This window comes from Mesobacterium hydrothermale (assembly GCF_035818635.1).
Classification (GTDB): domain Bacteria; phylum Pseudomonadota; class Alphaproteobacteria; order Rhodobacterales; family Rhodobacteraceae; genus Mesobacterium_A; species Mesobacterium_A hydrothermale.
Map to the genome: position 1 here is coordinate 1 of NZ_JAYLLH010000001.1, position 24,433 is coordinate 24,433.

A 24,433-nucleotide genomic window follows, 5' to 3' on the forward strand; every position below is an offset into this window, starting at 1 on the left:
CATCAGCATGACTCGCACGGCCAGCACCAAATGGGAATCCCAATTCGGACTCGTTTGTCGCGATCAATCCACTAGGAACGGGCTTGAGAAATTTCACCGTCGAAGGGGCAGAACATGACCGTGACACCGGACTGGATCGCCGTGGATTGGGGCACGTCACAGGTCCGTGCCTGGGCCATGCATGGCGACACTCCGCTGGCGGTCGCACGTTCAGACGCGGGCATGGGAACGCTGTCACCGGGCGATTTCGAAGCGGCGCTTTTGACCCTGGTGCAGGACTGGCTGCCGGACAGCCCGATCGCAGTTGTGATCTGCGGCATGGCGGGGGCGCGGCAAGGTTGGCAAGAGGCCCCCTACGCCTCTGTGCCCTGCGCGCCTGACGCAGGCGGATGCGTGCGGCCGCAGGTTCACGACCCCCGGCTTGACGTGCGCATCCTTGCGGGGCTGAAACAGGACCGTCCCGCCGACGTGATGCGGGGCGAGGAAACCCAGATCGCCGGGGTTCTGGCGCAAGACCCGCGCTTTGATGGCGTGCTGTGCCTGCCGGGCACTCATACGAAATGGGTCCAGGTCTCTGCCGGCGAGGTGGTCAGCTTCCGCACGTCCATGACCGGAGAGATTTTTGCCCTGCTGGCAAACCAATCCGTCCTGCGCCACGGGCTGTCCGACGGCTGGGACGATGCCGCCTTTGCCGACGCCGTGGCCGAGGCGATGGCGCGGCCAGAGGCGTTGGCCGTGCGGCTGTTCGGCCTGCGGGCCGAGGGGCTGCTGCACGGCCTGTCCGGTCCAACGGCACGCGCCCGCTTGTCGGGTCTCCTGATCGGGGCCGAACTGGCGGCGCTGCGGCCCTACTGGCTGGGCCAGAGGGTGGCGATCATCGGCGATGCGCCGCTTTGCGATACCTATGCCGCTGCGCTGACCGCACAGGGGCTGGCGCCGCAGATGATCGACGCGTCCAAGGCGACTTTGTCGGGCCTGACCGCCGCCCACGCCAAGACATAAGGCAAAGAAAAACGCCCGGACCGCAGTGCGATCCGGGCGTTCCCGCAGTCGTCAGAAAAGGATCAGTGCACGTCCTTGTAGCTGATCTCTTTCACGTCCTTGCCGGTCTTGCCGCGCCGCACCATCAACCGGTTGAGCGCCGCGATATAGGCCCGGACCGATGCCACAACCGTATCGGTATCCGCCGACTGGCCGGTGGCGATCATGCCGTCCTCTTCCAGCCTGACAGACACGGTGGCCTGCGCGTCGGTGCCTTCGGTTACCGCGTTCACCTGGTAAAGCTGCAGCCGCGCGCTGTTGGGATAGACTTTGCGGACGGCTTTGAACGCTGCGTCGACCGGACCGTCCCCGCGCGATTCTGCCGCCATTTCCTTGCCGTCCACGTCCATCTCGATCTCGGCCGTGGCGGGGCCGCCGGTGCCGCAGGTGACCTTGAGGTTCACCAGTTGCAGATGGTCGCCTCCATCGGCTGTCGCGCTCACCAGGGCGATCACGTCGTCATCGAACACTTCTTTCTTGCGGTCGGCCAGTTCCTTGAACCGCACGAAGATGTCCTTGAGCTGGTTGTCACCCACGTCATAGCCCAGGTCCTTGAGCTTGGCGCGCAGCGCCGCGCGGCCCGAATGCTTGCCCAGCGGCAACGAGGTTCCGGCGATGCCGACGTCCTCGGGGCGCATGATCTCGAACGTTTCCTTGTTCTTCAGCATCCCGTCCTGGTGGATCCCGGATTCATGGGCAAAGGCGTTCTTGCCGACGATGGCCTTATTGAACTGCACCGGGAAGCCCGACACCGTCGAAACACGGCGCGAGATGTGCATGATCTTGGTCGTGTCGATCTCGGTGTAGAACGGCATGATGTCGCCGCGCACCTTCAGCGCCATGACCACTTCTTCCAGCGCGGTGTTGCCGGCGCGCTCGCCCAGACCGTTGATCGTGCATTCGATCTGCCGGGCCCCGCCTTCGACGGCGGCCAGCGCGTTGGCCGTCGCCATGCCCAGGTCGTTGTGGCAATGGGTGGCAAACACCACCTCGTCCGCGCCGGGCACGGTTTCGATCAGGCGCTTGATCAGGTCGGCGCTTTCGCGCGGGGCGGTATAACCGACGGTATCGGGGATGTTGATTGTCGTCGCGCCGGCCTTGATCGCGATTTCAACCACCCGGCACAGATAATCCCATTCCGTCCGGGTCGCATCCATCGGCGACCATTGCACGTTGTCACACAGGTTCCGGGCGTGGGTCACCGTCTGGTGAATCCGGTCGGCCATTTCGTCCATCGACAGGTTCGGGATCGCACGGTGCAGCGGCGAGGTGCCGATAAACGTGTGGATCCGCGGGCTGGCGGCGTGTTTCACCGCCTCCCAGCAGCGGTCGATGTCGGGCAGTTGCGCGCGGGCAAGGCCACAGATGGTCGAGTTCTTCGACCGCTCGGCAATCTCGCTCACGGCGCGGAAATCGCCTTCGGAGGCAATCGGGAAACCGGCCTCGATGATGTCGACCCCCATTTCGTCCAGAAGCTCGGCAATCTCCAGCTTCTCGTCATGGGTCATGGTCGCGCCGGGGGATTGTTCGCCGTCGCGAAGCGTCGTGTCGAAAATGAGCACGCGGTCTTTGGTCGTGTCGGTCATGTCAGGAATTCTCTTTTGCAGGTGTTCTTCTTCCGGGATCACGTCGGCGCGATGCGGGTCTCCTCTGAGCGGACGCGCCGGGACGGCACGCTCAGAGGCGGATTAGAAGAAGAATCAGGCCAAGCGCAACCGCTGCCGAACGGCGAGCAAGGGTCGGGATATGGCCAAAAGTCATCATGGGGGCTGGTATACCCGCTTTCGGACAAAAGAAAACCCCAAGAAAACATGGTTTCCCCGCATAAGTTTGCCTTCCGAACGCGGGATCACGGTCGCAATTGATTTGGGTCAAGTCACGCGGTGCGCGGATATGCGGTAAGATTATGCACTGCTCTGCGCCGGTGGCCCGACGAGAGCGGGGGGTGGGACAAATCGGCCGCAACCCGCAAATGACCGACCGAATGCCCACGCTTGGGACGAAGACGCAACCGTCGAAAGGAGAACGGGCATGGCGCATGTAGTCGTATTGGGGGCCGGTCTGGGGGGAACCATCCAGGCCTATGAACTCAGGGAATCGCTGGGCAAGAACGACGAGATCACGGTGATCTCGGACAAACCCTATTTCCAGTTCACCCCCTCGAACCCCTGGGCCGGTGTCGGCTGGCGCAAGAAGGAAGAGATCACGATCGACCTCGCGCCGGTCATGAAGCGCCGCAAGATCGGGTTCATCTGCGATGCCGCCGTCAAGCTTGACCCGGAAACCAGCACCCTTACCCTGGCCAGCGGCAAAGAGGTTACCTACGACTACCTGGTCATCGCGACCGGCCCGGCGCTGGCCTTTGACGAAATCGAAGGCTTTGGCCCCGACGGCGGGCACACCGCCTCTGTCTGTTCGATCGAACATGCCGAGGTGTCGGGCAAGAACTGGGATGCGTTCTGCGCCGATCCCGGCCCGATTGTTGTCGGTGCCGTCCAGGGCGCGAGCTGTTTCGGCCCGGCCTACGAATACCTGCTGACCATCGACACCGACCTGCGCCGCCGCAAGATCCGCCACAAGGTGCCGATGACCTTCGTCACCTCTGAACCCTATATCGGCCACCTTGGCTTGGGCGGGGTGGGCGATACCAAGGGGATGCTGGAATCCATCCTGCGTGACCGTGACATCAAGTGGGTGACCAACGCCAAGACCAACAAGTTCACCGCCGACGCGGTGCACATCACCGCCCATGACGACGACGGCAATCCCAAGGGTGACCGCGAGATCCCGGCGAAATACAAGATGATGCTGCCGGCGTTCCGGGGCATCCCGCCGCTGATGGGGATCGAGGGGCTTGTCAACCCGCGCGGCTTTGTCATCACCGACGAATACCAGCGCAATCCGAAATACCCCAACATCTTCGGTATCGGCGTCTGTATCGCCATCGCGCCGAAGGACCCGACCCCGGTGCCCACCGGCGTGCCCAAGACCGGCTTCATGATCGAATCCATGGTCACCGCCACCGCGCACAACATCCCGCGCGTCATGGCCGGCAAGGAACCGAACGAGAAACCCACCTGGAACGCGCTGTGCCTGGCCGATTTCGGCGATCGCGGCGCGGCCTTCCTGGCAATGCCGCAGATCCCGCCGCGCAACGTCAACTGGGCCAGCGAAGGGCGGTGGGTCCACTGGGCCAAGCTGGCCTTCGAATGGTATTTCATGCGCAAGGTGAAGAAGGGCGTCAGCGAGCCCGTCTATGAACGCATCATCATGCGGATGATGAAGATCACCAAGCTGGAAGAAAAAGCCTGACCACCGGGTATCCGGTCCGGCGAAGGGCGGCCTTCGGGTCGCCCTTTTCCTTTTCCTGCGCAGGCCTAGGTCCACCCCCGACACAGGAGGACGCATGGAACGGGCATTGATCATCGGCGCATCGGGTGGCATCGGCACGGCGATTGCCGCCGCCCTGACGGCCCGCGGGGTCCAGGTGACGGCCCTGTCGCGGTCACGCGACGGGCTGGACGTGACCGACGACTCCGCGGTCCGCGCCCACTTGGCGGCCCTTGAGGGCTCGTATGATCTGATCCTTGTCGCCACCGGTGCGCTGGAAATCGACGGGGCGGAACCGGAAAAATCCCTCAGGGCGCTGGAGCCAAAGGCGCTGATGGACCAGTTCGCGCTGAATGCGATGGGGCCCGCGCTGGTCCTGAAGCACGCGGCGCACCTGTTGCCCCGCGATCGCCGCGCGGTCTTTGCCGCGCTGTCGGCCCGTGTCGGCAGCATTGGCGACAACCGTCTGGGCGGCTGGTACGGCTATCGCGCCGCCAAGGCCGCGCTGAACCAACTGGTCCGTTGCGCCGCGATCGAACTGGCGCGCACCCATAAACAGCTGTCCGTGGTGGCGCTGCATCCGGGCACGGTGCAGACCGACTTTACCCGCAAGTACCTTGGCCGTCATCCGGCGGTGCCACCGGCCGAAGCGGCGGAAAACCTGCTGCGCGTGATCGACGGGCTGACCCCGGCTGACACCGGCCGTTTCTTTGACTGGGCGGGCAAAGAGGTCGCGTGGTGACCACGCCCCGCCTGATCCTGATCCTTGGCGACCAGTTGACCCAAACCGTCGCCGCGCTGAAAGCCGCCGACAAGGCCCGCGACGTGGTGGTGATGGCCGAGGTCGCGGACGAGGCCAGCTATGTCCAGCACCACCCGAAAAAGATCGCCCTGATCTTCGCCGCGATGCGCAAATTCGCCGCCCGCCTGCGCGAAGCGGGCTGGGATGTGCGCTATACCGAACTGGACGACACCGAAAACTCCGGGTCGATTCCCGGCGAACTGCTGCGCCGGGCGGGCGAAACCGGTGCGCAACGGGTGATCGCGACCGAACCCGGCGAATGGCGCCTGATCGGCCTGCTGAACGACCTGCCGCTGCCGGTGACCCTGCTGGAAGACGACCGGTTCATCGCCAGCCACAAGGAGTTCGACGCTTGGGCCAAGGGCCGCAAGGCGCTGCGGATGGAATATTTCTACCGCGAGATGCGCCGCAAGACCGGCCTGTTGATGGACGGCGACCAACCGACGGGCGGTCAATGGAACTATGACCACGACAACCGCAAACCCGCGCCCGGCGACATCGACGCCGACGGCCCGCCCAGGTTCACCCCCGACCCAGTGACGGAAGAGGTGCTGGACCTTGTCGAGGCCCGCTTCGGCAACAGCTTCGGCACGTTGCGCCCGTTCTGGTTCGGCACCGATGCCGAACAGGCGCAACAGGCGCTGGATGCCTTCGTCACCCACGCCCTGCCCAGGTTCGGCGACTATCAGGATGCGATGCTGGCCGGCCACCGCTTCCTCTATCATTCGGTGATCTCGGTCTATCTGAACATCGGCTTGCTTGACCCGCTGGACATCTGCCGCGCGGTCGAAGACGCCTATCGCCGTGGCCACGCGCCGCTGAATGCTGCCGAAGGCTTCATCCGCCAGATCATCGGCTGGCGCGAATACGTGCGCGGGATCTATTTCCTCGAAGGGCCGGACTATCCCTCCCGCAACGCGCTGGGCCAGTCGCGTGACCTGCCCGCCGCCTACTGGGGCGCCCCCACCGACATGGCCTGCCTGTCCGCCGCCGTCGAACAGACCCGGGACGAAGCCTATGCCCACCACATCCAGCGCCTGATGGTCACCGGCAATTTCGCCCTGCTGGCGGGCGTCGATCCGGGGCAGGTGCATGACTGGTACCTGCGGGTCTATGCCGACGCCTTCGAATGGGTCGAGGCCCCGAATACCGTGGGGATGAGCCAGTTTGCCGATGGCGGGATCATCGCGTCGAAACCCTATGTGTCCTCGGGGGCCTATATCGACCGCATGTCGGACTACTGCAAAACCTGCGCCTACAGCGTGAAGCAGAAGACGGGGCAGGGGGCCTGCCCGTTCAACCTGCTTTACTGGCATTTCCTGGTCCGCCACCGCGACCGGTTCGACGGCAACCCGCGCATGGGCAACATGTACCGGACATGGGAGCGGATGGATGCCGCCCGCCGCGACACCGTGCTGAAGGACGCCGAGGCGTTCCTTGCCAAACTGGACGCCGGACAGCGGGTCTGACAGCCCCCCCCTTTCCCTTCCCGGCGCCAATGCCCTAAACCCTTGTCCATGCGCATCCTGGAAAACATCATCTCTGACCGCGGGTCGAAATACGCGGTTTCCGGCGGCCCCTGCCAGTCCGAGGACGACGCCCGCGTCTTCCTCAAGAACCTTACCCGGATCAAGAAATTCGCCAAGGCGACGCACAACACCTGGGGGCTTATCACAGACGCCGGGCCAATCAAGAACGACGATGGCGAATCCGGCGCGGGCATGGTGATCCTGCGGATGCTGGAACGCGAAGCGCTGCACAATCACATCATTGTCGTGACCCGCTGGTACGGCGGCAAGCACCTTGGCGGCGACCGGTTCCGCCACGTGCAGGAGGCGGTGCGGATCTACCTTGCGGACCTGCAAGGGTAAGCATTCCGGCACCACCGCCCTGCGGCAATGCACAATCACGACGCCGTGAACGGGCAAGACCGGGACAAAATCCGCGCTATCGTTTCGCCAAATCCAACATGGAGGGAGAGACCATGACTGATTCCGTGAAACTGACCCGCCGCGCCGCCCTTGCCGGGGCCGCCGCCATTCCCTTTGCCGCCGCGATGACCGGGCGTGCGCAGGCGATGGCGCCGATGCAGGGCGCGCAGATGACCAAGGTCAACCGCTTCATGCTGGGCGGGTTCGAGGTGTCGACCCTGATGGCCGGCACCCGCACCGTACCTGAACCGCAAAACATCTTCGGCATGAATGTCAGCGCGGATGAATTCGCCGCCGCCTCGGCCGCCGCGCATATCCCGACCGACAAGGCGCAGTTCTTCTTTACGCCGACGCTGATCAACACCGGGGCCGAACTGATCCTGTTCGACACCGGCCTGAACGGCGCAGGCATCGCGGCGGCGGTGACCGCTGCGGGCTATACGCCCGACCAGGTCACCCATGTGGTGCTGACCCACATGCACGGCGACCACATCGGCGGGCTGATGACCGACGGCGCTCCGACCTTCGCCAATGCTGCCTATGTCACAGGCCAGCAGGAATACGATTTCTGGGCCGGTGCCGGCAATGAAGGCTTTGACAAATCCGTCCGCCCGCTGGCCGAAAAGATGAGTTTCCTGGCCGATGGCGGGTCTGTCACCTCGGGCATCATCTCGGTTCTGGCCAACGGTCACACGCCGGGCCACATGGGCTACATGGTGGAAAGCAACGGCCAGCAGCTGATGCTGATCGCCGATCTGGCCAATCATTACGTCTGGTCGCTGGCCTATCCCGATTGGGAAGTGAAGTTCGACGCCGACAAGGCCGCCGCGGCCGCGTCGCGCCGCAAGGTTCTGGGGATGCTGGCCGCCGACAAGGTGCCCTTCATCGGCTATCACATGCCGTTCCCGGCCCTGGGCTATGTCGAAACCCGCGGCGACGGCTTCCAGTATGTCCCGCACAGCTATCAGCTGATGATGAGCTAAGGATTGCGCCGCGCCTGACGCGCGTCGCCCGGGGGCGGGCGCGGCCTGACGGCCGCGCCCGCCCTGCTATCTGACTGTCAGCGAAACGCCGGGCCGTGGGCCCAGATCGTCAGCGAAAACCGTTCGCCTTGCGTCACCGGGCTGACCCGGTGCAGCAGGTAGGCCGGAAACAGCGTGGCGGTGCCCTGCGCCTTGGGCGCGTCGAGCGTCGAACTGCTGGGCATCACCTGCAACACCCCGCCGTCGTAGGTGTCGGGCTCTGACAATTGGACCACCATGGTCAGCTTGCGCTTGCGTGCCAGCGCGCCTTCACCCACGTCCGAATGCCAGGTGAAATGGCCCTCGCGCTCTGCGCCATACCGGGCCACCTGTGCGCTTTCGGCAAATTCGTTCAGGTCAAAGCCGTAGACCGCGCGGTTCGCCTCGCGCACAACGTCGATGATCCGGCCCATCACCCAGTCGGTGCCAGGCACGTCATCCAGCCAGACCAGATCAGCGCGCCGCAGGTTGTGGTCGCGGGTCTGACCGACAAGCCGCGCATCTGCGCTGTCGGCATCGCGCGCGATCTGGATGATGCGGGCGCAATCATCGCGGGAAAAGGCGTCGGGAATGCTGTGAACGGCGATCATCTTGGCACCATCGGTCAAAGGAAGAGGAGCGTTTGGCGCAGTTCTCTCCGCCGATCCCGTCGGAATGCGACAGATGGCCGGAAAGCGACATCAAAAAAGCGGCCCCGCCATTGCGGGACCGCTGTTTCTTACAACCCGGTCGGATCAGGCCGCGGCGGCGGTTTCAGCTTGCTGAGCCAGCTTTGCGGTCACCTGCACCAACCGGCGTGCCTGATGGGCAACGGCGGCGCGGCCCTTGTCGTCAAACACACCGTTGGTTGCGGAAAAGCCGTAGGGATTGCCGCCCGCCTCGGACACGACGGCATCGGTATAGCCCGGCGTGACCACGATCGTGCCCCAGTGCATCAGGCTGGTATAGAACGCCAGAAGCGTGCTTTCCTGCCCTCCATGGGCATTCTGCGCCGACGTGGTTGCGGTTACGGTCTTGTTGGCCAGTTCGCCGGTGAACCACAGCCCGCCCAGCGTGTCGATGAAGGCACGCAACTGGCTGGGCATGCTGCCGAACCGGGTCGGCGCGGCAAAGAAATAGCCATCCGCCCAGGCCATGTCGTCATGGCTGATTTCCGGGATATTTGCGGTTGCGTCCAGGTGGGCCTGCCACGCCTCTTGCCCGGCGACCACGTCCTTTGGCGCGGTTTCGGGCACGCGCCGCAGGCGCACCTCGGCCCCTGCGGCCTCTGCCGCGCGGGCGGCTTCGCTGGCCACGGCATGGTTGGTGCCATAGGTGGAATAATAGATGATTGCGATTTTGGGTTTGGTCATGTCGCGGCTCCTGTCTGCGTTCTGACACTCAAATAGTGTTGCGCGAAAATGTTTGCACCTTTAGATATTGCGCAAGTCATGTGCGAATTCGCAGATCTTTCTAACGCCTCGGCGCAATGCCATATCCACCCAATGACACGTCCCGGCCTCAGCCAGTTTCAGGACATGGCGCAGGATGCGCTGAACACCCTGCCCGCGCCGTTCCGCGACGCCGCTCAAGAGGTGGTGATCCAGATCGTCGACTGGCCGTCCCAGGATATGCTCGATGATCTGGAAATCGCCGATCCGCTGGACCTGACGGGCCTTTACGAAGGGATCCCGTTGACGAAAAAAAGCGTTTGGGATCAGCCTTATGGCCCCGATGTGATCTGGCTGTTCCGGCGGCCGATCCTGGCCGAATGGCACGACCGCGGAAATATCGGCCTGCCCCGGTTGGTCGCCCATGTGCTGGTGCACGAACTGGCGCATCACTTCGGCTGGTCGGATGACGACATTGCGCAAATCGACCGCTGGTGGGAATAGCGCCTATCGTGTCACCAGCAGCACCGCCCCGGCGACAACCATTCCTGCAATCAAAAACTGCCGCAGATGCAGGCGTTCGGTGCGAAAAACCGTGATCCCGAACACCAGCGTCCACAGCGGCGTGGTTGCCACCATTGGCGCAACGATGGTCAATTCGCCCCGCGCGATCCCCGAATTGAGGGCCAGAATCCCCAGCCCGTTGATCGCGCCGCTGGCGATGAACCAACTGTGGCTGCGGTTCAGCCCGCGCACCACCGCCTGTCCGTTCCGCCGCAGCAACAGCGCCAGGACCCCGGATGACACCGTCGCCGCCAGCAACGTGGCAAAGAACGGGCTGTGCACCGACTGCATGCCCAGCTTGGTGAACACCTGCGCGATGCCCCGCACGAAAGACGCCCCCAGCGGGATCGCCAACGCCCACAGTGGAAAACCGCGCGGGATGTTGCGGGTCTTCAGCCCCGCCAGCATCAGCCCAAGCACCATCAGCGCAAAGCCAAGCCCCGATTGCAGGCCCAACACCTCCCCCAGGAAGGCCACCGCGATGACCCCGGAAAACACTGGCGTGAATGCCCCCAGCGCGGCGGTCAGCGCCGGCCCGACGCGCCTGACCCCGGCAATCTGCAACCCCTGTCCAGCGGCCGGAAAGAACAGCCCCGTCGCCGCGAAAATCGCTGCGCCGGCGGTGGCGAACCAGCGCCAGTCGATGACAAAGGGCGCCAGCAGCCAGAACAGTCCCGCCGTGGCTGCCACCGACAGGAACGCGCCGTGCAACCCCGTGGTCGCGGCCAGGCCCCGGCCCTGAATGTAGACGTTGATCCCGAACAGCATTGCCGCCATCAGCCCGAACAGCGGCGGCAACAACTCAGCCGTCATCGCGCCAGCGGTTCACGATGGGATAGCGGCGATCCAGCCAGAACGACCGTTTCGACAGTCGCGCGCCTGGGGCGGACTGGAACCGCTTGTATTCGCTGATGAACAGCAGGTGTTCCACCTTCTTGGCATCGGCGCGGTCAAAGCCCGCGGCAACGCAATCGGCGATCGATCCGTCCAGATCGACCAGGATGTTCAGGATGCCGTCCAGCACCGGGTAATCGGGCAGCGAGTCGCTGTCCTTCTGATCCTCGCGCAGTTCTGCGCTGGGCGGCTTGGTGATGATCCGGTCGGGGATCACTGCCCCCGGATTGCCCTTCATCCAGTCGCGATGGTTGGTGTTGCGCCAGCGGCAGATGTCGAAGACCCGCGTTTTGTACAGGTCCTTGATCGGGTTATAGCCGCCCGCCATGTCGCCATAGATCGTGGCATAGCCCACCGCGACCTCGGACTTGTTGCCGGTGGTCAGCAGCATTTCCCCGAACTTGTTCGACAGCGCCATCAGCAGCAGCCCGCGCAGGCGGGACTGGATGTTTTCCTCGGTCAGGTCGGGCGTGGTGCCGGCAAACAGCGGCGCCAGCGTGTTGGTGATCGCCTGCCGCCCTTCGGTGATCGGGACAAAGTCATAGCGGCACCCAAGGTTGGTCGCGCACGCCTTGGCATCTTCCAGCGACGCCTGAGAGGTATATTCCGACGGCAGCATCACGCAGCGCGCGTTCTCCGGCCCCAGCGCATCGGCGGCGATCGTGGCCACCAGCGCGGAATCGACGCCGCCCGACATGCCCAGCAAAACTTTCTTGAACCCCGACTTGCGCAGGTAGTCGCGCAGCGCCAGCACCATCACATGGTAATCCTGTTCGAACAGGTCGGGGTGATGGCTGACCTCGCCCGGCACGATGCGCCATCCGTCCGGCCCGCGCTCCAGGTCGATATGGCCGATGTGATCTTCGAAGACCGGGAACTGCACCGCCAGTTCGCCATGCGGGTTCAGCGCGAAAGACCCGCCGTCGAACACCTGGTCATCCTGCCCGCCGGTCATGTTCAGGTAGATCAGCGGCAGCCCGGTTTCCACGACCCGCGCGATCATCTTGTTCAGCCGGGTTTCGAACTTGTTGCGGTAATAGGGAGAGCCGTTGGGCACCAGCAGGAATTCCGCCCCGGTTTCGGCCAGTGTCTCGGCCACGTCTTCGTGCCATGCGTCTTCGCAGATCGGCGAGCCGATGCGGGTGTTGCCCACCGAATAGGGCCCGCCAATCGGGCCGCTGTCGAAGATCCGCACCTCGTCGAACACGGTTTCATTCGGCAGGTGATGTTTCAGCACGGTCGCGGTGATGCGCCCGCCGCGGCAGATGAAATAGGCGTTGAACAGCTGCGTGCCTTCGACCCAGGGCCCGCCAATGGCCAGCGCGGGCCCGTCGGCGCAGTCCTTGGCCAGCTGTTCCACCGCGCGGATCGCGTCGGTGTGAAACGCCGGTTTCATCACCAGGTCCTGCGCGTTGTAACCTGCGATGAACATCTCGGGCAGGGCGACCAGGTCGGCCCCTGCCTCTTTTCCGGTTTCCCATGCCATGCGGGCCTGGGCGGCGTTGCCATCCAGGTCGCCCACCGTGGGGTTCAGCTGCGCCAGTGTCACGCGGAAGCGGTCAGTCATCGGACCTGCCCTTTTGCTGCATCTTCTGCCCATGTATCAGATCGACGCGCGGTGAAAAGCCGTGAGCGGCAAAAGAGATTGTCAGCCCCGGTACGGTCGCATAGGTTTTGGCCGGGGTCAGACACAAGAATCCGACGGGGGAGCAGGCCGAATGACGATGCATCCGAACAGGGTATTGGCAGCAACTCTGCTGGCCGGGCTGGTACTGGCAACCGCCGCCAGCGCGCAGGATGGCGACGTTGTCACCAAGCAATATGACGACGGCGGCATCTACGAAGGCACGTTCCAGAACGGGCTGCAGCACGGCACCGGCACCTACCGGCTGCCGAACGGGTATGAATACACCGGCGAATGGGTCGATGGCGAAATTCGCGGCAAGGGCGTCGCGCGCTTCCCCAACGGGTCGGTCTACGAAGGCACCTTTGCCAAGGGCAAGCCCGACGGCGTCGGCAAGATCGTCTTTGCCGATGGCGGCACCTACGAAGGCACATGGCTTGACGGCAAGATCACCGGGCAGGGCGTGATGACCTACGCCAACGGCACCCGCTACGAAGGCAGCTTCCGTAACGCCATGCACCATGGCAAGGGCGTGATGACCGCGCCCGGCGGCTATGTCTATGACGGCGACTGGGTCAACGGTGTGAAGGAAGGCAACGCGACGATCACCTATCCCGATGGCTCGGTCTACCAAGGCCGGGTGTCCAAGGGGCTGCGGTCCGGGCAGGGCAAGTTGTCGATGGCCGATGGCCTGGTCTACGAAGGCATGTGGCGCGACGGCCAGATCGACGGCACCGGCAAGCTGACACAGCCCAACGGCGACGTCTACGAAGGCGAACTTGTCGCCGGGCGCCGCGCCGGCAAGGGCAAGGTCACCTATGCCAACGGCGATGTCTACGAAGGCGATTTCGAAGACGACCAGCGTCAGGGCCAGGGCACGTTCCGCGGCACCGATGGCTATGTCTATTCCGGCATGTGGGTCGCGGGCCAGATCGAAGGGCAGGGGCAGGTCACCTATCCCGATGGCTCGGTCTATGTCGGCCAGTTCCGGGGCGATCTGGCGAATGGCGTGGGCAAGATCACCTATCCCGACGGCGCCACTTATGACGGCGAATGGGTCGAGGGCGTGATCGAGGGCAAGGGCAAGGCCACCTATCCCAACGGTCTGGTCTACGAAGGCCAGTTCAAGAACGCCCGCAACGACGGATATGGCGTTATGACCCATTCCGACGGATACCGCTACGAAGGCGAATGGGTCGACGGCCAGCGCCAGGGGCAGGGCAAGGTCACCTATCCCGATGGCACCGTCTACGAAGGCCAGTTCGCCAATGGCGAACGCGACGGGCAGGGCGAATTGCGCATGCCCGACGGGTTCAAATACACCGGCGAATGGCGGCGCGGAGAAATCAACGGCAAGGGTGTTGCGACCTATGCCAACGGCGATATCTACGAAGGCACCTTCAAGGATGGCAAGCGCCAGGGCCCCGGCACAATGCGTTACGCCACCGGGGAAGAGGCGACCGGCGACTGGATCAACGGCGCCCTGACCGATGATGCGCCGGCGGCCCCCGTCGCCCCCGAAGGTGGTGCCGAAGGCGCCGCGACCGACGGCAACTAGGTCTCAGCGCAGCGGGTCCAGCAGCGCGTTCTTCAGCGTGCAGTCGCGCACCACGTCGCGCCCACAGGGCACAGGGGACAGTTCGCGCGACAGGCAGACCCGCGCCTCCTGGATGCGGCCAGCCTTGCAGGTGATCGTGATCATGTCGGGTTCCAGCCCCGGGTTGGCCTTCAGGAACGCCTCTTCCACCAATTTCGCGGGCAGGGTCACCGGGTCCTTCAGCTTGCGAAACACCGGCGGCCGCTGGACCCTGCCATACGCCTCGCGCGCCAGCGCGTAATAGGCGCTGGGCGACAGCCCGGAACAGACCCCGTGTTTCTTCCACTGGTACCACGCCAGCCCCGATGTCCCCATGATATCGGCCATCGCCTCGGTTTCCCTGCGTGACGGGTTGCGTTCCACCGTGGGGCAATAGGACGGCCAGCCGCGATGGTACTGCGGCCACAGCCCGTGCAGCACCCAGCCGAAATCCTCGGCCGGGTCGCATTGCGGCGAATTCCGTGCATCACCTTCCAGCGCGCACCAGTTGGGCGACCAGCTCAGGCTCAGGACGTAATAGTCAAACACCCCCGTGCGCTCGCCCTCGGCACGGGCCAGCGTGGCAGTCAACAGCAGAACAAGCAGCAGGCGCATTTTCTCTTCCCCTTTTCGACCCGCGCGACTATATACGCCCCAAGTTCCCCGACAACGGTAACCTGTCCCGGATAAAACCGGGACCTCTGGGCCAAAAGCCCGGGGCCGGGGAAGACTTGCACGAAGGAGATGCAACATGATGGGCAAACCGCTGATGGCCAAGGCCACCGCCGTCTGGCTGGTGGACAACACGACCCTGACGTTCAAGCAGATTGCTGACTTTACCGGCATGCACGAACTGGAAATCCAGGGCATCGCCGATGGCGACGTGGCGGTTGGGGTCAAGGGTTTCGACCCGATTGCCAACAATCAGCTGACGCAAGACGAAATCGACAAGGCCGAGAACGACCCGCTGCACATGCTGAAGCTGAAGTTCAACCCGGCCGCCGCCGGCGAAGAAAAGCGTCGCGGTCCGCGGTATACCCCGCTGTCCAAGCGTCAGGACCGCCCGAACGCGATCCTGTGGCTGGTCAAGTTCCACCCGGAACTGTCCGATGGCCAGATTGCCAAGCTGGTCGGCACCACCAAGCCGACGATCCAGTCGATCCGCGAGCGCACCCACTGGAATATCCAGAGCATGCAGCCGATCGACCCGGTCGCGCTGGGCCTGTGCCGTCAGACCGAACTGGACGCCGCCGTCGCCAAGGCCGCGAAGAAGACCGACTCGGTCATGAACGACGACGAGCGCCGCAAGCTGGTGTCGACCGAACAAAGCCTCGACATGCCGTCCGAACCCAAGATCCCGACCGCGATCGAAGGGCTGGAAACCTTCAGCCTGTCCGATCCGCGCGGCGACGATGACGACGAAGAAGACAAGCGCGGCGATGGCGAATTCCTCGACGCCGACAGCTTCTTCAACCTGCCCGACGACGACGACAGCGACGACGATTGATCGCATTGCCTCAGACAGCAGAACGCCCGGTGGTCAGGACCCGCCGGGCGTTTTTCTTTGGTCGTCGCGGCTGGCTCAGAATCGCCAGCCCAGCGACAGCGACATCCGGTCGTTGCCATCGGTGTCCCCGGCGATTTCCGCCCGTCCCTGCATTCGGCCCCGACCAAAACCGACGCCAATCGCGGCCTGCGTGCCCGACAGCACATCCGCGGCGCCGAAACGGGTTGATGCACCCGACGCGGCAAAGGTGATCGCGTCCTGATCGCCGCCAAGCGTGGTCAACGCCAGGTAAGGGCGCAGGCTGGCAGCGCCCGACTGCATCGGCATCCCGAGTTCGATCCGCAGCGCGTGCGACAGCATGCTGCGCCGGTCCACCGTGCCGCCCAAGCCCGACAGCGGGTAATCCTCGGTCTCGTGGGTCACGACATTGGCCTGTACCGCATAGTCAAGCGCCGGCAGCCCGGCACCGCCCTGCGTCAGCATCCCGGTGCCGCGCAGCGCCACACCATATAGCCGCCCGTCGAAATCGCCACTGCCCGACGCCGCCGGGCCGCTCATGACCTTGTTGTGGCTATTGCCCATGTAAACCGCCACGTCATAGTGCAAGCCCCCGGTTTCCCGTGCCAGCGACAGGCCATAGAAATAGGATCGGAACCGGGTTTCATGCAGCCCGTCATCGAATTTCGCCTCGCCCTGGCCAAAGCCCACGAAGGCCGAAACCCCGCTTCGGCCAAATCCAAAGCCCGCGACCAACCCCTTGTCGGTATGATCCGCGCCCTGCGCGCCGCCCGGGTCGCTGCGCCCGGTGTCGCGGAACATTCCGACCCACGGACCACGCTCGGCCCGATGAGCGCGCAACGCCGTGGTGCCGATGCCGAACCCCAGTTCGCGCGACAGCGTGTCGGCGCTGGACAGCGGCGCGTTGTCGATCACATAGGTGCTGCCGCCCAGTGTCGTCGTGATCGTGCCCGCGCTCCCGGCCGGGGCCAACCCGCACGCCAGTAACAGCGCCGCGGCGAAAAATGCATGTGCCCTGGTCAAAACAAGCCCCTCAAAGTGGTTCCGAACGGGCGCCCCGTGCGCCCTGAAAAGCCATGCCGGCTACATCGGCTTGCGCGCTGTCAGCGCGGCGGAAATGGTGCCGTCGTCAAGATAGTCCAGTTCGCCGCCCACCGGCACCCCCTGCGCCAGCGACGTGACCGTGACCCGGCCGTCCAGTTGGTCGGCGATATAATGGGCGGTGGTCATGCCGTCGACCGTGGCGTTCAGCGCAAGGATCACTTCGCTGATCGCCTCGTTGTCGATCCGCGCCAGCAGCTTGGGAATCCGCAACTCGTCCGGCCCGACCGACTCCAACGCCGACAAGGTGCCGCCCAGAACGTGATACCGGCCCTTGAAGATGCCCGACCGCTCCAGCGCCCACAGGTCTGCCACGTCCTCGACCACGCACAACTGGCCATTCGCGCGGGTTTCGCTTTCGCAGATGTCGCAGATGTCCGACGTGCCGACATTGCCGCAGTTCAGGCATTCCCGCGCGGTGGCGGCAACCGTCGCCATCACCTCGGACAGCGGCGCCAGCAACAGCGCCCGCTTGCGGATCATGTGCAACACCGCGCGCCGCGCCGACCGGGGCCCAAGCCCCGGCAGCTTCGCCATCATCTCGATCAGCGCATCGATATCGTTGTTGCTGCTCACGGCCTGCCCCGGCGCAAGGATCAGAACGGCAGCTTCATGTCTGCCGGCAGGCCCAGTTCCTCGGTGATCTTGCCCATCTCTTCGGCCGATCTGGCCTCGGCCTTGGCCTGCGCGTCCTTGATCGCGGCAAGGATCAGGTCCTCGGCCACTTCCTTTTCCGACGGCACGAAGATCGACGGGTCGATGTCCAGCCCCTTCAACTCGCCCTTGGCGGTGCAGGTCGCCTTGACCAGCCCGGCGCCGGATTCACCGGTCACCATCAGGGTTTTCAGGTCCTCCTGAAGCTGCATGACCTTGGCCTGCATCTCTTGCGCCTGTTTCATCATCTTGGCCATGTCGCCCAACTGGCCCAATCCCTTCAGCATATCGTTTCCTCCGAATGCGGGGGCCGCGCACGGCCCAGATCACGTTAAGCAGCGTTATCGCAGCCGCCACGGCAATGGACAAGTAGGGTGGGCCAAGACAGCCCTCGGCGCGGGCGAAACCGGCCATCCCGGTCGGATCGGGCAAGGCGCTGGCCACGGCGACAAAGGTCAGAAAGGCGGCCGCCAATGCCGCCAGCGCAAACAGCCAGCGCCGGTAGAACGTAAACGCCGCCACGGTCAGCAGGATCGCCGCCAGCCCGGGGCCGGTGCCGAACAGGTACAGCGCTTCGGTCACTGCGGTGACCGGGCCGTTCACGGCCGACCAATCTGGCCGCAACTTGTCACATACTTCTGCCACGGCAGCGCCGGGCAGAACCATAAGGATCACTCCTCCTCGAACGGGTCCCATTCGTCCTCGACCTCTGGCAGGGCATCGGCCATTGCCTCTGCCGCGACCTCTTCGGCGCTGCGCACATCGGTGATTTCGGCGTCGGGAAAGGCACTCAGCGCCGCCACCACCAGTGGATGCGCCAGCGCCTGTTCCTTCAGCGCGCGTTTCGCGGCCTCTTGCTGTTCGACAATGGTCGCGGCCTCGCAGCCGTTCACGACGGTCACGGCCCAGCGGTTGCCGGTCCAGCGTTGCAACGCCGCGCCCAGCCGTTGCGACAGGTCCGGCGCGGCATTGGCGGCGGGGGTGAACTCGATCCGGCCGGGCTGATAGGCGGCCAGCCGGACACCGCTTTCGACCTCGACCAGCAGCTTCACATCGCGGTTTGCGCGGATCAGATCCAGCACATGCGCAAATGTCGGAAACCGTGCCAGCGACGGATCCTGCGCAACCGCCAGAACCTGCCCCCCGGCACGCGCCATCGGGCCGGACGGGCCACGATGGGTCGGCGCGGGCAGGGCCTGTGCGTGCACCCCGCCGCCCTGCGGCGCGCCGGCGTATCCGTCGCCGCCGCCCGGTGGGGGTGGGGGCGCGTCCTGCAGACGCCGCACAAGGTCCTCTGGCGTCGGCAGATCGGCAACATGGGTCATGCGGATCACCGCCATTTCGGCGGCCATCATCGCGTTGGGCGCGCCGGCAACCTCGTCCAGCGCCTTCAGCAGCATTTGCCACATCCGCGTCAGCACCCGCATCGGCAGGGTTTCGGCCATCGCCAGTCCGCGCGTCCGTTCATCGGGGCTGATCGTCGGGTCGTCGGCGGCCTCGGGTGTGATCTTCACCACGCTGACCCAATGGGTGATCTCTGCCAGGTCGCGCAGCACCGCCATCGGGTCGACCCCGTCGGCATATTGCGCCCCCAGTTCCGACAGCGCCCCGGCGGCGTCGCCCTTCATCACCAGGTCGAACAGGTCCAGCACCCGTGACCGGTCCGCCAGCCCCAACATCGCCCGCACCTGGTCGGCAGTGGTTTCCCCGGCGCCGTGCGAAATCGCCTGATCCAGCAGACTGGTTGCATCCCGGGCCGAGCCTTCGGCGGCGCGGGTGATCAGTGCCAGCGCGTCATCGGTGATCTCTGCGCCTTCGCCGCTGGCAATCTTGCGCAGCAGGTCGATCATCACCTCGGGTTCGATCCGGCGCAGGTCGAAGCGCTGGCACCGCGACAGCACCGTGACCGGAACCTTGCGGATCTCGGTCGTGGCGAAAATGAACTTCACATGCGCGGGCGGCTCTTCCAGCGTCTTCAGCAGCGCGTTGAACGCGCTGGTCGACAGCATGTGAACTTCGTCGATGATGTAGATCTTGTAGCGCGCCGAAGCGGCGCGATAGTGCACCGAGTCGATGATCTCGCGAATGTCGTTGACCGATGTGTTGGACGCCGCGTCCATCTCCATCACGTCGACATGGCGGCCTTCCATGATCGCCACGCAATGTTCGCACTGCCCGCAGGGGTCGGTTGTCGGTCCCCCGGTGCCATCCGCGCCGATGCAGTTCATCCCCTTGGCGATGATCCGTGCGGTGGTGGTTTTACCGGTTCCCCGAATGCCCGTCATGATAAAGGCCTGCGCGATCCGGTCGGCCTTGAACGCATTGCGCAAGGTGCGCACCATCGCGTCCTGCCCGACAAGATCGGCAAAGGTCTCGGGGCGGTACTTGCGGGCCAGAACCTGGTATTTGGGGGCGTCGGTCATCAATCCTCGGGGGTCGGTGTCACCCCATAGGGTAGGCTTTGGCGCGACCGGCGTCCACAGCCGAAACCGCATCGCGTATGCATGGACTGTGCATTGGATGTGCATGACTTGTGCATCGCCATTTTGCCCGGATCCGGCCCGTTGCAAAACCGTGACAAAGGTCCTAAATAGCGACTCGAGAGGTTGGCGCGGGCAGGCGCCTCGCCAACCCGGTCAGGTCCGGAAGGAAGCAGCCGTAACGAGCCCCGCTTGGGTCGTTGTCCAGCCTCTCACCTGGCTAAAACGCAAACCGGAGATGTTGATGACTGTTGTCTTCCCCCTCCGGGATGTTCAGGGCTAAGGCCCGTCGTCCCGGTCCGCCAAATCGCCAACCCTTTGACGGGATTGGCTGAATTGCTTTTTTCGGGACACGTCCAATGACATCTTTCGACCTTTCCGGCCTTGGCTGGTCGGACCATTTCGCGCGCCAGTTGAATGGCGCATCGCCTGACACGGCCGCCCGCGTTACCACCGTTCACCGCGACCGCCTGTCGGTCCTGTCACCTGCGGGTGCCCTGACGATTCTGCCCGATGGCCCGACCTCCGACTATGCGGTCGGCGACTGGGTTCTGCACGATGGCACGCAGGTGGTCAAACTGCTCGACCGGAAAAGCCTGATCCAACGCCGCGCCGCCGGCGAGGTCGCCCGCAGCCAGCTGGTTGCGGCCAATGTCGACACGCTGGGAATCGTCACCAGTTGTAACGCCGATTTCAACCCGTCGCGGTTGATGCGCTATCTGATCCTGGCCGCGAATGCCGATGCTATCCCTTTGGTTATCCTGACAAAAGCAGACCTTGTGGACGATGATCGCCGCTATCGCCGCGAGGCGGAATCGCTGTCGCCTCTGGTCACCGCGCTGACCCTGAATGCCAAGGATCCGCAGGATGTAGAGCGCCTGACGCCGTGGTGCCGTGGCGGTCAGACGCTGGTTCTGGTGGGGTCGTCCGGGGTGGGAAAAACCACGTTGCAAAACGTCCTGACGGGCCAGATCGAAGCAACTCAGGGCATCCGTGAAGACGATGCCAAGGGCCGCCATACCACCACCGCCCGCCACCTGCGCCCGACGTTGCACGGTGGCTGGCTGATCGACACGCCGGGGATGCGCGAACTGGGGCTGACCGACGTGGCCGATGGCATCGCCGAGGTCTTTGCCGATGTCGAAGCGTTGGCGACCGAATGCAAGTTCCGCGATTGCGCACACGAGGGTGAACCGGGCTGCGCCGTGCAGGCGGCGATTGACCGTGGCGATCTGGACGCAAGCCGCCTTGCGGAGTGGCGCAAGCTGAAACGCGAGGACGAGATCAGCACCCAAAGCGTGGCCGATGCCCGCGCCCGCGACAGGACGCGCCAGAAGATGTACAACGAAGGCAAGAAGCGATCGCGCAACAAGCGCGGAGATTAGACGGGTTTCAGGGGCTTGTCGCGCTTCGGGGCTAGTCGGCGTGGCGCAGGAACACAGCTGCGCCGCGTTCTCCCGACATCGCCCAGGCCATCTGCGCATCGGTTTCCACGGCGCAAGCGCGCACCGACCGCAGCCGGGCCAGGGCGTCGTCCGGGGCCTCTCCGGCTTCGATCATCAGACGCAGGGCGATCATACCCGACCGGCCGCAGCCCCCGCGGCAATGCACCAGAACCCGGCCCCCGCCGAACAGCGCCTTGCGGATGTCGCGGCTGAGGTCGGGCCATTTTTCCTCGAACGCCTGATCCGGTGTGCCGAAATCCTCGATCGGCATATGGCACCAGCGGGTGCCGCGTTCCTGCAGGTCGTTGCCCATCTGGTGGGCTTTGGCCACGAACATTTCCAGGCTGGTGGTCAGCGACACAACCATCGCCGGGGTCCAACTGCGAATGTGTTCCAGATCGCCGGCATAGTCGCCCTCTGCCCCTGGAATCTGCGACAGGGCCAGGATGCCATCCCCAACTGAAAGCGCGTGAATCGTCATCTTCTACAACCTGTCCGTGGAAAACGTGTCGCAGGATGCGAGCTTGCCGGTCTTGTACCCGGTGGCGAACCAGCGTGACCGCTGTTCGCTGGTCCCGTGGGTGAAGGTGTGCGGCTGCGGAACGCGGCCCGCGCGGGCCTGCAAATGATCGTCGCCGATCTTGCGGGCGGCGTTCAGCGCTTCTTCGATATCGCCGGGCTCCAGCAGACCGTCCACCGCGCGGGCCCAGACACCCGAAAGGCAATCCGCCTGCAATTCCAGCCGCACGGTCAAGGCGTTGGCCTGGGTCTGTCCCGCCGCCTGCCGGGCCTGATTGACTTGCCCGAGAATGCCCAGTTCGTTCTGGACGTGATGCGCGACCTCGTGCGCGATGACATAGGCGGCGGCAAAATCGCCCCCGGCCCCCAGTTGGCGCGACAGGGTGGCGAAGAATTCGGTGTCCAGATACGCCTTTTCATCTGCCGGGCAATAGAACGGCCCGGTCGCCCCGCTGGCCCCGCCGCACGGCGATTGTGTGACGCCGGAATACAGCACCAGAACCGGCGGAGTATAGCTGCGGCCCAACTGCTGGTCGAACACCTGCGTCCAGACGGCCTCGGTCGTGACAAGCACGCGGGACGAAAATTCTGCCGCGCGCTCTTCTTCGGGTGACAGGTCGCGCGGGGCAGTCTGTTGCTGTGGCACGTCTTCCAGCAGCGGAGTCACGTCGATGCCCGCGAAATAGCCGATCGCCAACACGATCAGCAGGCCAACGCCGCCGATGCTGGCCTTGCCGCCGCCACCGGTCCGGCGTCGGTCTTCGATATTCCGGCTGCCGCGGACATTGCGCAGGCGCATCAGGCGACCTCCCCCCAGAGAATCGGGTCAAGGATAGCCCGGCGACCGCCGCAATTAAGCGGATTCTGCATGGTCATATGCAGAACCCGCAGGATGTGTGGTTTTCAGACGACCTGCCCGGGGTATGCGCGCGCCCAATCGGTCAGGAATTCGGCAACATCGGCCCGTCCGGCGCATTCGGCGGCGCGGCGGGGCATGGCCGCGCCGTTTTCCAATGCCATGCGCAAACAGGCGATATGGTCGCGCGCGTCGCGATCGGGGCAGTTTTCCGACCCGTGCATGATCGTGCTGAGCAAAGTTCCGCCATAGCCGTTCACATGGCCGAGGTCCGGGCGCAAAGACAGGAAATAACCCATCACCTCCGGCGGCCCTTCCCAGCCCGCCATCTGAACCGGGGTCAGCCCCTGCGCATCGGGGCGGTCGCATTCCAGCCCCAGCGCCACCAGCCGTTTGACCTGTTCGAGCCGTCCGGGCAGGTGCAGGATTTCGTGGATGATGTTGCGATAGGCGTCGGGCAGCCTGTGGGGGTCGATGAATTCACCCGGGCTGTCCTGCCCGTCGGCGGCGCGGGCCATCAGGGTTTCTTCCCGACTTAGCGGTGGTGTCTGGCCGCGGTCCTCCAGCGCCTGCGCAAGGGCGCGGTTGCCAAAGACACGGGCATAGCCATAGACCCCCGCCCCCTGGTAGACCCGCGCCGGATCGGCGCCCGCGTCCAGCAGCATGTCGACCATACGCCGGTCGCTGCCGCGCCGCGCGGCCTGATGCAGGGCGGGCACGACCCACGGCGCTTCGCCGCCGACCGGGCTGCCATCGAATTCGTCGGCCTGTGCCCCGTGATCCAGCAGCATCCGCACCGCTGCGTGATCGTGGAAATCCATCGCCCGAAGCAGCGCGTTGGTGCCCGTCGGGTCCGCGCCGAAATCCAGCAGCATTTTCAGACCTTCGTGATGACCCAGTTCGGTCGCGTGATAGAGCGACTCTCCATCGTTGGGGTTGGCGCCGTGTTCCAGCAGCCAGCGGCCCAGAACCATGTTGTCGGCATGGCCGATGGCGCCGTAAAGCGCGGACAGCGGGTGGTCGTTGTCGGGCGCCGTGGGCATCGTGTCGTTCACGTTGGCACCGTTGGCGACCAGCGCCTCGGCAATGACGATCATGCTGGCGGTCAGGTCGGGGCGGACCTTGTGATAGCGCGAGAACGCCAGGTGCAGCATAGGGCGGCGCGGGCTGAAGTCGCGGGTGGCGCAGGCGGGGTCGTCCGCCAGCCAGCGCAGGACCGTGTCACTGTCATAAAGCGCGCAGGCCAGGCCGAACTGGTCGCTGGCCAGATCGGGCGTTTCGGACAACAGCTGTTCCACCTGCCACATCTGGCCGTGAAACAGCGCAACCTTCAGCCGTTGCTGGCGCGCGGCACGGTCAAGCCCGATGGTTTCCGCCGCCCAGGACAGCTTGGGCCAGCTTTCAAAACCGTTTTCGCGGGCGATGACATGCAGGAAATCGGCGTGTTTCAGGTCGGCCGTTCCGGGGCGCGCAGCATAGCTGGCGACACGCGCGCGGGCATGTGCGTCGCCGGTCTCGAATGCTTTTTTCAGGGACTTGGCGTCGCGACGCAACTGGTCGAGCGACGGCATACGGGGATAGGGCATCGGGTTCCTCCACACTGCGCCCACGGGTCCGCTGTCCGGGCAAAGAGAAAACCGAGAAGGTCTGGTCGGTCTTGTAAGGCAGGTGCGTCACCACGCTTTCCGCGGACCGGGGT

The 24,433-nt window shown here is 64.7% G+C and carries 23 protein-coding genes and 1 other RNA gene; 11 read left to right on the forward strand and 13 right to left on the reverse strand.

The features are described from left to right. Window positions 1-120: 120 nt before the first annotated feature. Window positions 121-1,002 carry a 2-dehydro-3-deoxygalactonokinase gene (locus tag VK792_RS00005; protein WP_326295493.1) on the forward strand — a complete coding sequence of 294 codons (882 nt, stop codon included), beginning with the start codon at window positions 121-123 and terminating at the stop codon, window positions 1,000-1,002. A 62-nt stretch (window positions 1,003-1,064) separates the two neighbouring features. Here VK792_RS00005 and VK792_RS00010 read toward each other — a convergent pair whose 3' ends face one another. Next, window positions 1,065-2,627 (reverse strand): 2-isopropylmalate synthase, encoded by a 1,563-nt coding sequence (locus VK792_RS00010; RefSeq protein WP_326295068.1) that lies wholly within the window; start codon window positions 2,625-2,627, stop codon window positions 1,065-1,067. A gap of 445 nt (window positions 2,628-3,072) precedes the next feature. Here VK792_RS00010 and VK792_RS00015 point away from each other — a divergent pair, with 445 nt between their 5' ends. The 5 genes from VK792_RS00015 to VK792_RS00035 all read left to right on the forward strand — a co-directional run bounded on the left by VK792_RS00015 (window position 3,073) and on the right by VK792_RS00035 (window position 8,087). Beyond that, window positions 3,073-4,353: an NAD(P)/FAD-dependent oxidoreductase gene (locus tag VK792_RS00015; protein WP_326295069.1), complete on the forward strand. Its 1,281-nt coding sequence runs from the start codon at window positions 3,073-3,075 to the stop codon at window positions 4,351-4,353. A 94-nt stretch (window positions 4,354-4,447) separates the two neighbouring features. Next, entirely contained in the window at window positions 4,448-5,113 is a 666-nt protein-coding gene (locus tag VK792_RS00020; RefSeq protein ID WP_326295070.1) for an SDR family NAD(P)-dependent oxidoreductase, read from the forward strand. Further along, on the forward strand, window positions 5,107-6,642 hold the full coding sequence (locus tag VK792_RS00025) for a cryptochrome/photolyase family protein (RefSeq protein WP_435404813.1): 1,536 nt from the start codon (window positions 5,107-5,109) through the stop codon (window positions 6,640-6,642). The genes VK792_RS00020 and VK792_RS00025 overlap by 7 nt, the downstream gene beginning before the upstream one ends. Before the next feature lie 48 nt (window positions 6,643-6,690). Then, complete coding sequence (locus VK792_RS00030; protein WP_326295073.1) at window positions 6,691-7,044, forward strand: YigZ family protein; 354 nt, start codon at window positions 6,691-6,693, stop codon at window positions 7,042-7,044. 113 nt (window positions 7,045-7,157) lie between these two features. Further along, window positions 7,158-8,087, forward strand: coding sequence for an MBL fold metallo-hydrolase (locus tag VK792_RS00035; protein WP_326295075.1), 930 nt, complete (start codon window positions 7,158-7,160; stop codon window positions 8,085-8,087). A 77-nt stretch (window positions 8,088-8,164) separates the two neighbouring features. Here VK792_RS00035 and VK792_RS00040 read toward each other — a convergent pair whose 3' ends face one another. Together VK792_RS00040 and wrbA are read right to left on the reverse strand one after the other, a co-directional pair. Further along, window positions 8,165-8,716, reverse strand: a complete 552-nt coding sequence (locus VK792_RS00040) for a 2OG-Fe(II) oxygenase (protein WP_326295077.1) — start codon at window positions 8,714-8,716, stop codon at window positions 8,165-8,167. 144 nt (window positions 8,717-8,860) lie between these two features. Next, on the reverse strand, window positions 8,861-9,478 hold the full coding sequence (gene wrbA, locus VK792_RS00045; protein ID WP_326295079.1) for an NAD(P)H:quinone oxidoreductase: 618 nt from the start codon (window positions 9,476-9,478) through the stop codon (window positions 8,861-8,863). Between the two features lie 132 nt (window positions 9,479-9,610). Between wrbA and VK792_RS00050 the strand changes: the two genes are divergently transcribed. After that, on the forward strand, window positions 9,611-10,000 hold the full coding sequence (locus VK792_RS00050) for a metallopeptidase family protein (RefSeq protein WP_326295080.1): 390 nt from the start codon (window positions 9,611-9,613) through the stop codon (window positions 9,998-10,000). 3 nt (window positions 10,001-10,003) lie between these two features. Here VK792_RS00050 and VK792_RS00055 read toward each other — a convergent pair whose 3' ends face one another. Both VK792_RS00055 and VK792_RS00060 read right to left on the reverse strand, forming a co-directional pair. Beyond that, the gene (locus tag VK792_RS00055; RefSeq protein WP_326295082.1) at window positions 10,004-10,873 is read right to left on the reverse strand and encodes a DMT family transporter; all 870 of its coding nucleotides are present in this window, start codon (window positions 10,871-10,873) and stop codon (window positions 10,004-10,006) included. Further along, a complete protein-coding gene (locus tag VK792_RS00060; RefSeq protein WP_326295083.1) occupies window positions 10,863-12,521 on the reverse strand; it encodes an NAD+ synthase in 1,659 nt (552 codons plus the stop codon). The genes VK792_RS00055 and VK792_RS00060 overlap by 11 nt, the downstream gene beginning before the upstream one ends. A 157-nt stretch (window positions 12,522-12,678) precedes the next feature. Here VK792_RS00060 and VK792_RS00065 point away from each other — a divergent pair, with 157 nt between their 5' ends. Beyond that, window positions 12,679-14,136, forward strand: a complete 1,458-nt coding sequence (locus tag VK792_RS00065; RefSeq protein ID WP_326295494.1) for an MORN repeat-containing protein — start codon at window positions 12,679-12,681, stop codon at window positions 14,134-14,136. A 3-nt stretch (window positions 14,137-14,139) separates the two neighbouring features. Here VK792_RS00065 and VK792_RS00070 read toward each other — a convergent pair whose 3' ends face one another. Beyond that, complete coding sequence (locus VK792_RS00070; RefSeq protein ID WP_326295086.1) at window positions 14,140-14,769, reverse strand: ribonuclease T2 family protein; 630 nt, start codon at window positions 14,767-14,769, stop codon at window positions 14,140-14,142. Between the two features lie 139 nt (window positions 14,770-14,908). Between VK792_RS00070 and VK792_RS00075 the strand changes: the two genes are divergently transcribed. Beyond that, a complete protein-coding gene (locus tag VK792_RS00075; RefSeq protein ID WP_326295495.1) occupies window positions 14,909-15,661 on the forward strand; it encodes a DUF1013 domain-containing protein in 753 nt (250 codons plus the stop codon). Window positions 15,662-15,736: 75 nt separating this feature from the next. On the opposite strand, the gene VK792_RS00080 is transcribed toward VK792_RS00075, so the two are convergent. From VK792_RS00080 to VK792_RS00095, 4 genes are all read right to left on the reverse strand, one after another. Next, on the reverse strand, window positions 15,737-16,702 hold the full coding sequence (locus tag VK792_RS00080) for a hypothetical protein (RefSeq protein WP_326295088.1): 966 nt from the start codon (window positions 16,700-16,702) through the stop codon (window positions 15,737-15,739). Window positions 16,703-16,762: 60 nt separating this feature from the next. Beyond that, window positions 16,763-17,356: a recombination mediator RecR gene (recR, locus tag VK792_RS00085; RefSeq protein WP_326295090.1), complete on the reverse strand. Its 594-nt coding sequence runs from the start codon at window positions 17,354-17,356 to the stop codon at window positions 16,763-16,765. Between the two features lie 20 nt (window positions 17,357-17,376). Next, window positions 17,377-17,721, reverse strand: a complete 345-nt coding sequence (locus VK792_RS00090; protein WP_326295092.1) for a YbaB/EbfC family nucleoid-associated protein — start codon at window positions 17,719-17,721, stop codon at window positions 17,377-17,379. A gap of 384 nt (window positions 17,722-18,105) precedes the next feature. Then, window positions 18,106-19,857 carry a DNA polymerase III subunit gamma/tau gene (locus VK792_RS00095; RefSeq protein WP_326295094.1) on the reverse strand — a complete coding sequence of 584 codons (1,752 nt, stop codon included), beginning with the start codon at window positions 19,855-19,857 and terminating at the stop codon, window positions 18,106-18,108. Between the two features lie 177 nt (window positions 19,858-20,034). Here VK792_RS00095 and ffs point away from each other — a divergent pair. Further along, an RNA gene (gene ffs / locus VK792_RS00100) (signal recognition particle sRNA small type) lies at window positions 20,035-20,131 on the forward strand. A gap of 142 nt (window positions 20,132-20,273) precedes the next feature. Then, window positions 20,274-21,299: a ribosome small subunit-dependent GTPase A gene (gene rsgA / locus VK792_RS00105; protein ID WP_326295096.1), complete on the forward strand. Its 1,026-nt coding sequence runs from the start codon at window positions 20,274-20,276 to the stop codon at window positions 21,297-21,299. A 31-nt stretch (window positions 21,300-21,330) separates the two neighbouring features. Here rsgA and VK792_RS00110 read toward each other — a convergent pair whose 3' ends face one another. The 3 genes from VK792_RS00110 to VK792_RS00120 all read right to left on the reverse strand — a co-directional run bounded on the left by VK792_RS00110 (window position 21,331) and on the right by VK792_RS00120 (window position 24,320). Continuing rightward, complete coding sequence (locus VK792_RS00110) at window positions 21,331-21,840, reverse strand: protein-tyrosine phosphatase family protein (RefSeq protein WP_326295097.1); 510 nt, start codon at window positions 21,838-21,840, stop codon at window positions 21,331-21,333. A gap of 3 nt (window positions 21,841-21,843) precedes the next feature. Then, window positions 21,844-22,677, reverse strand: coding sequence for a KPN_02809 family neutral zinc metallopeptidase (gene ypfJ, locus VK792_RS00115; protein WP_326295099.1), 834 nt, complete (start codon window positions 22,675-22,677; stop codon window positions 21,844-21,846). A 104-nt stretch (window positions 22,678-22,781) separates the two neighbouring features. Further along, the gene (locus VK792_RS00120; RefSeq protein ID WP_326295101.1) at window positions 22,782-24,320 is read right to left on the reverse strand and encodes an ankyrin repeat domain-containing protein; all 1,539 of its coding nucleotides are present in this window, start codon (window positions 24,318-24,320) and stop codon (window positions 22,782-22,784) included. Window positions 24,321-24,433 lie beyond the last annotated feature (113 nt).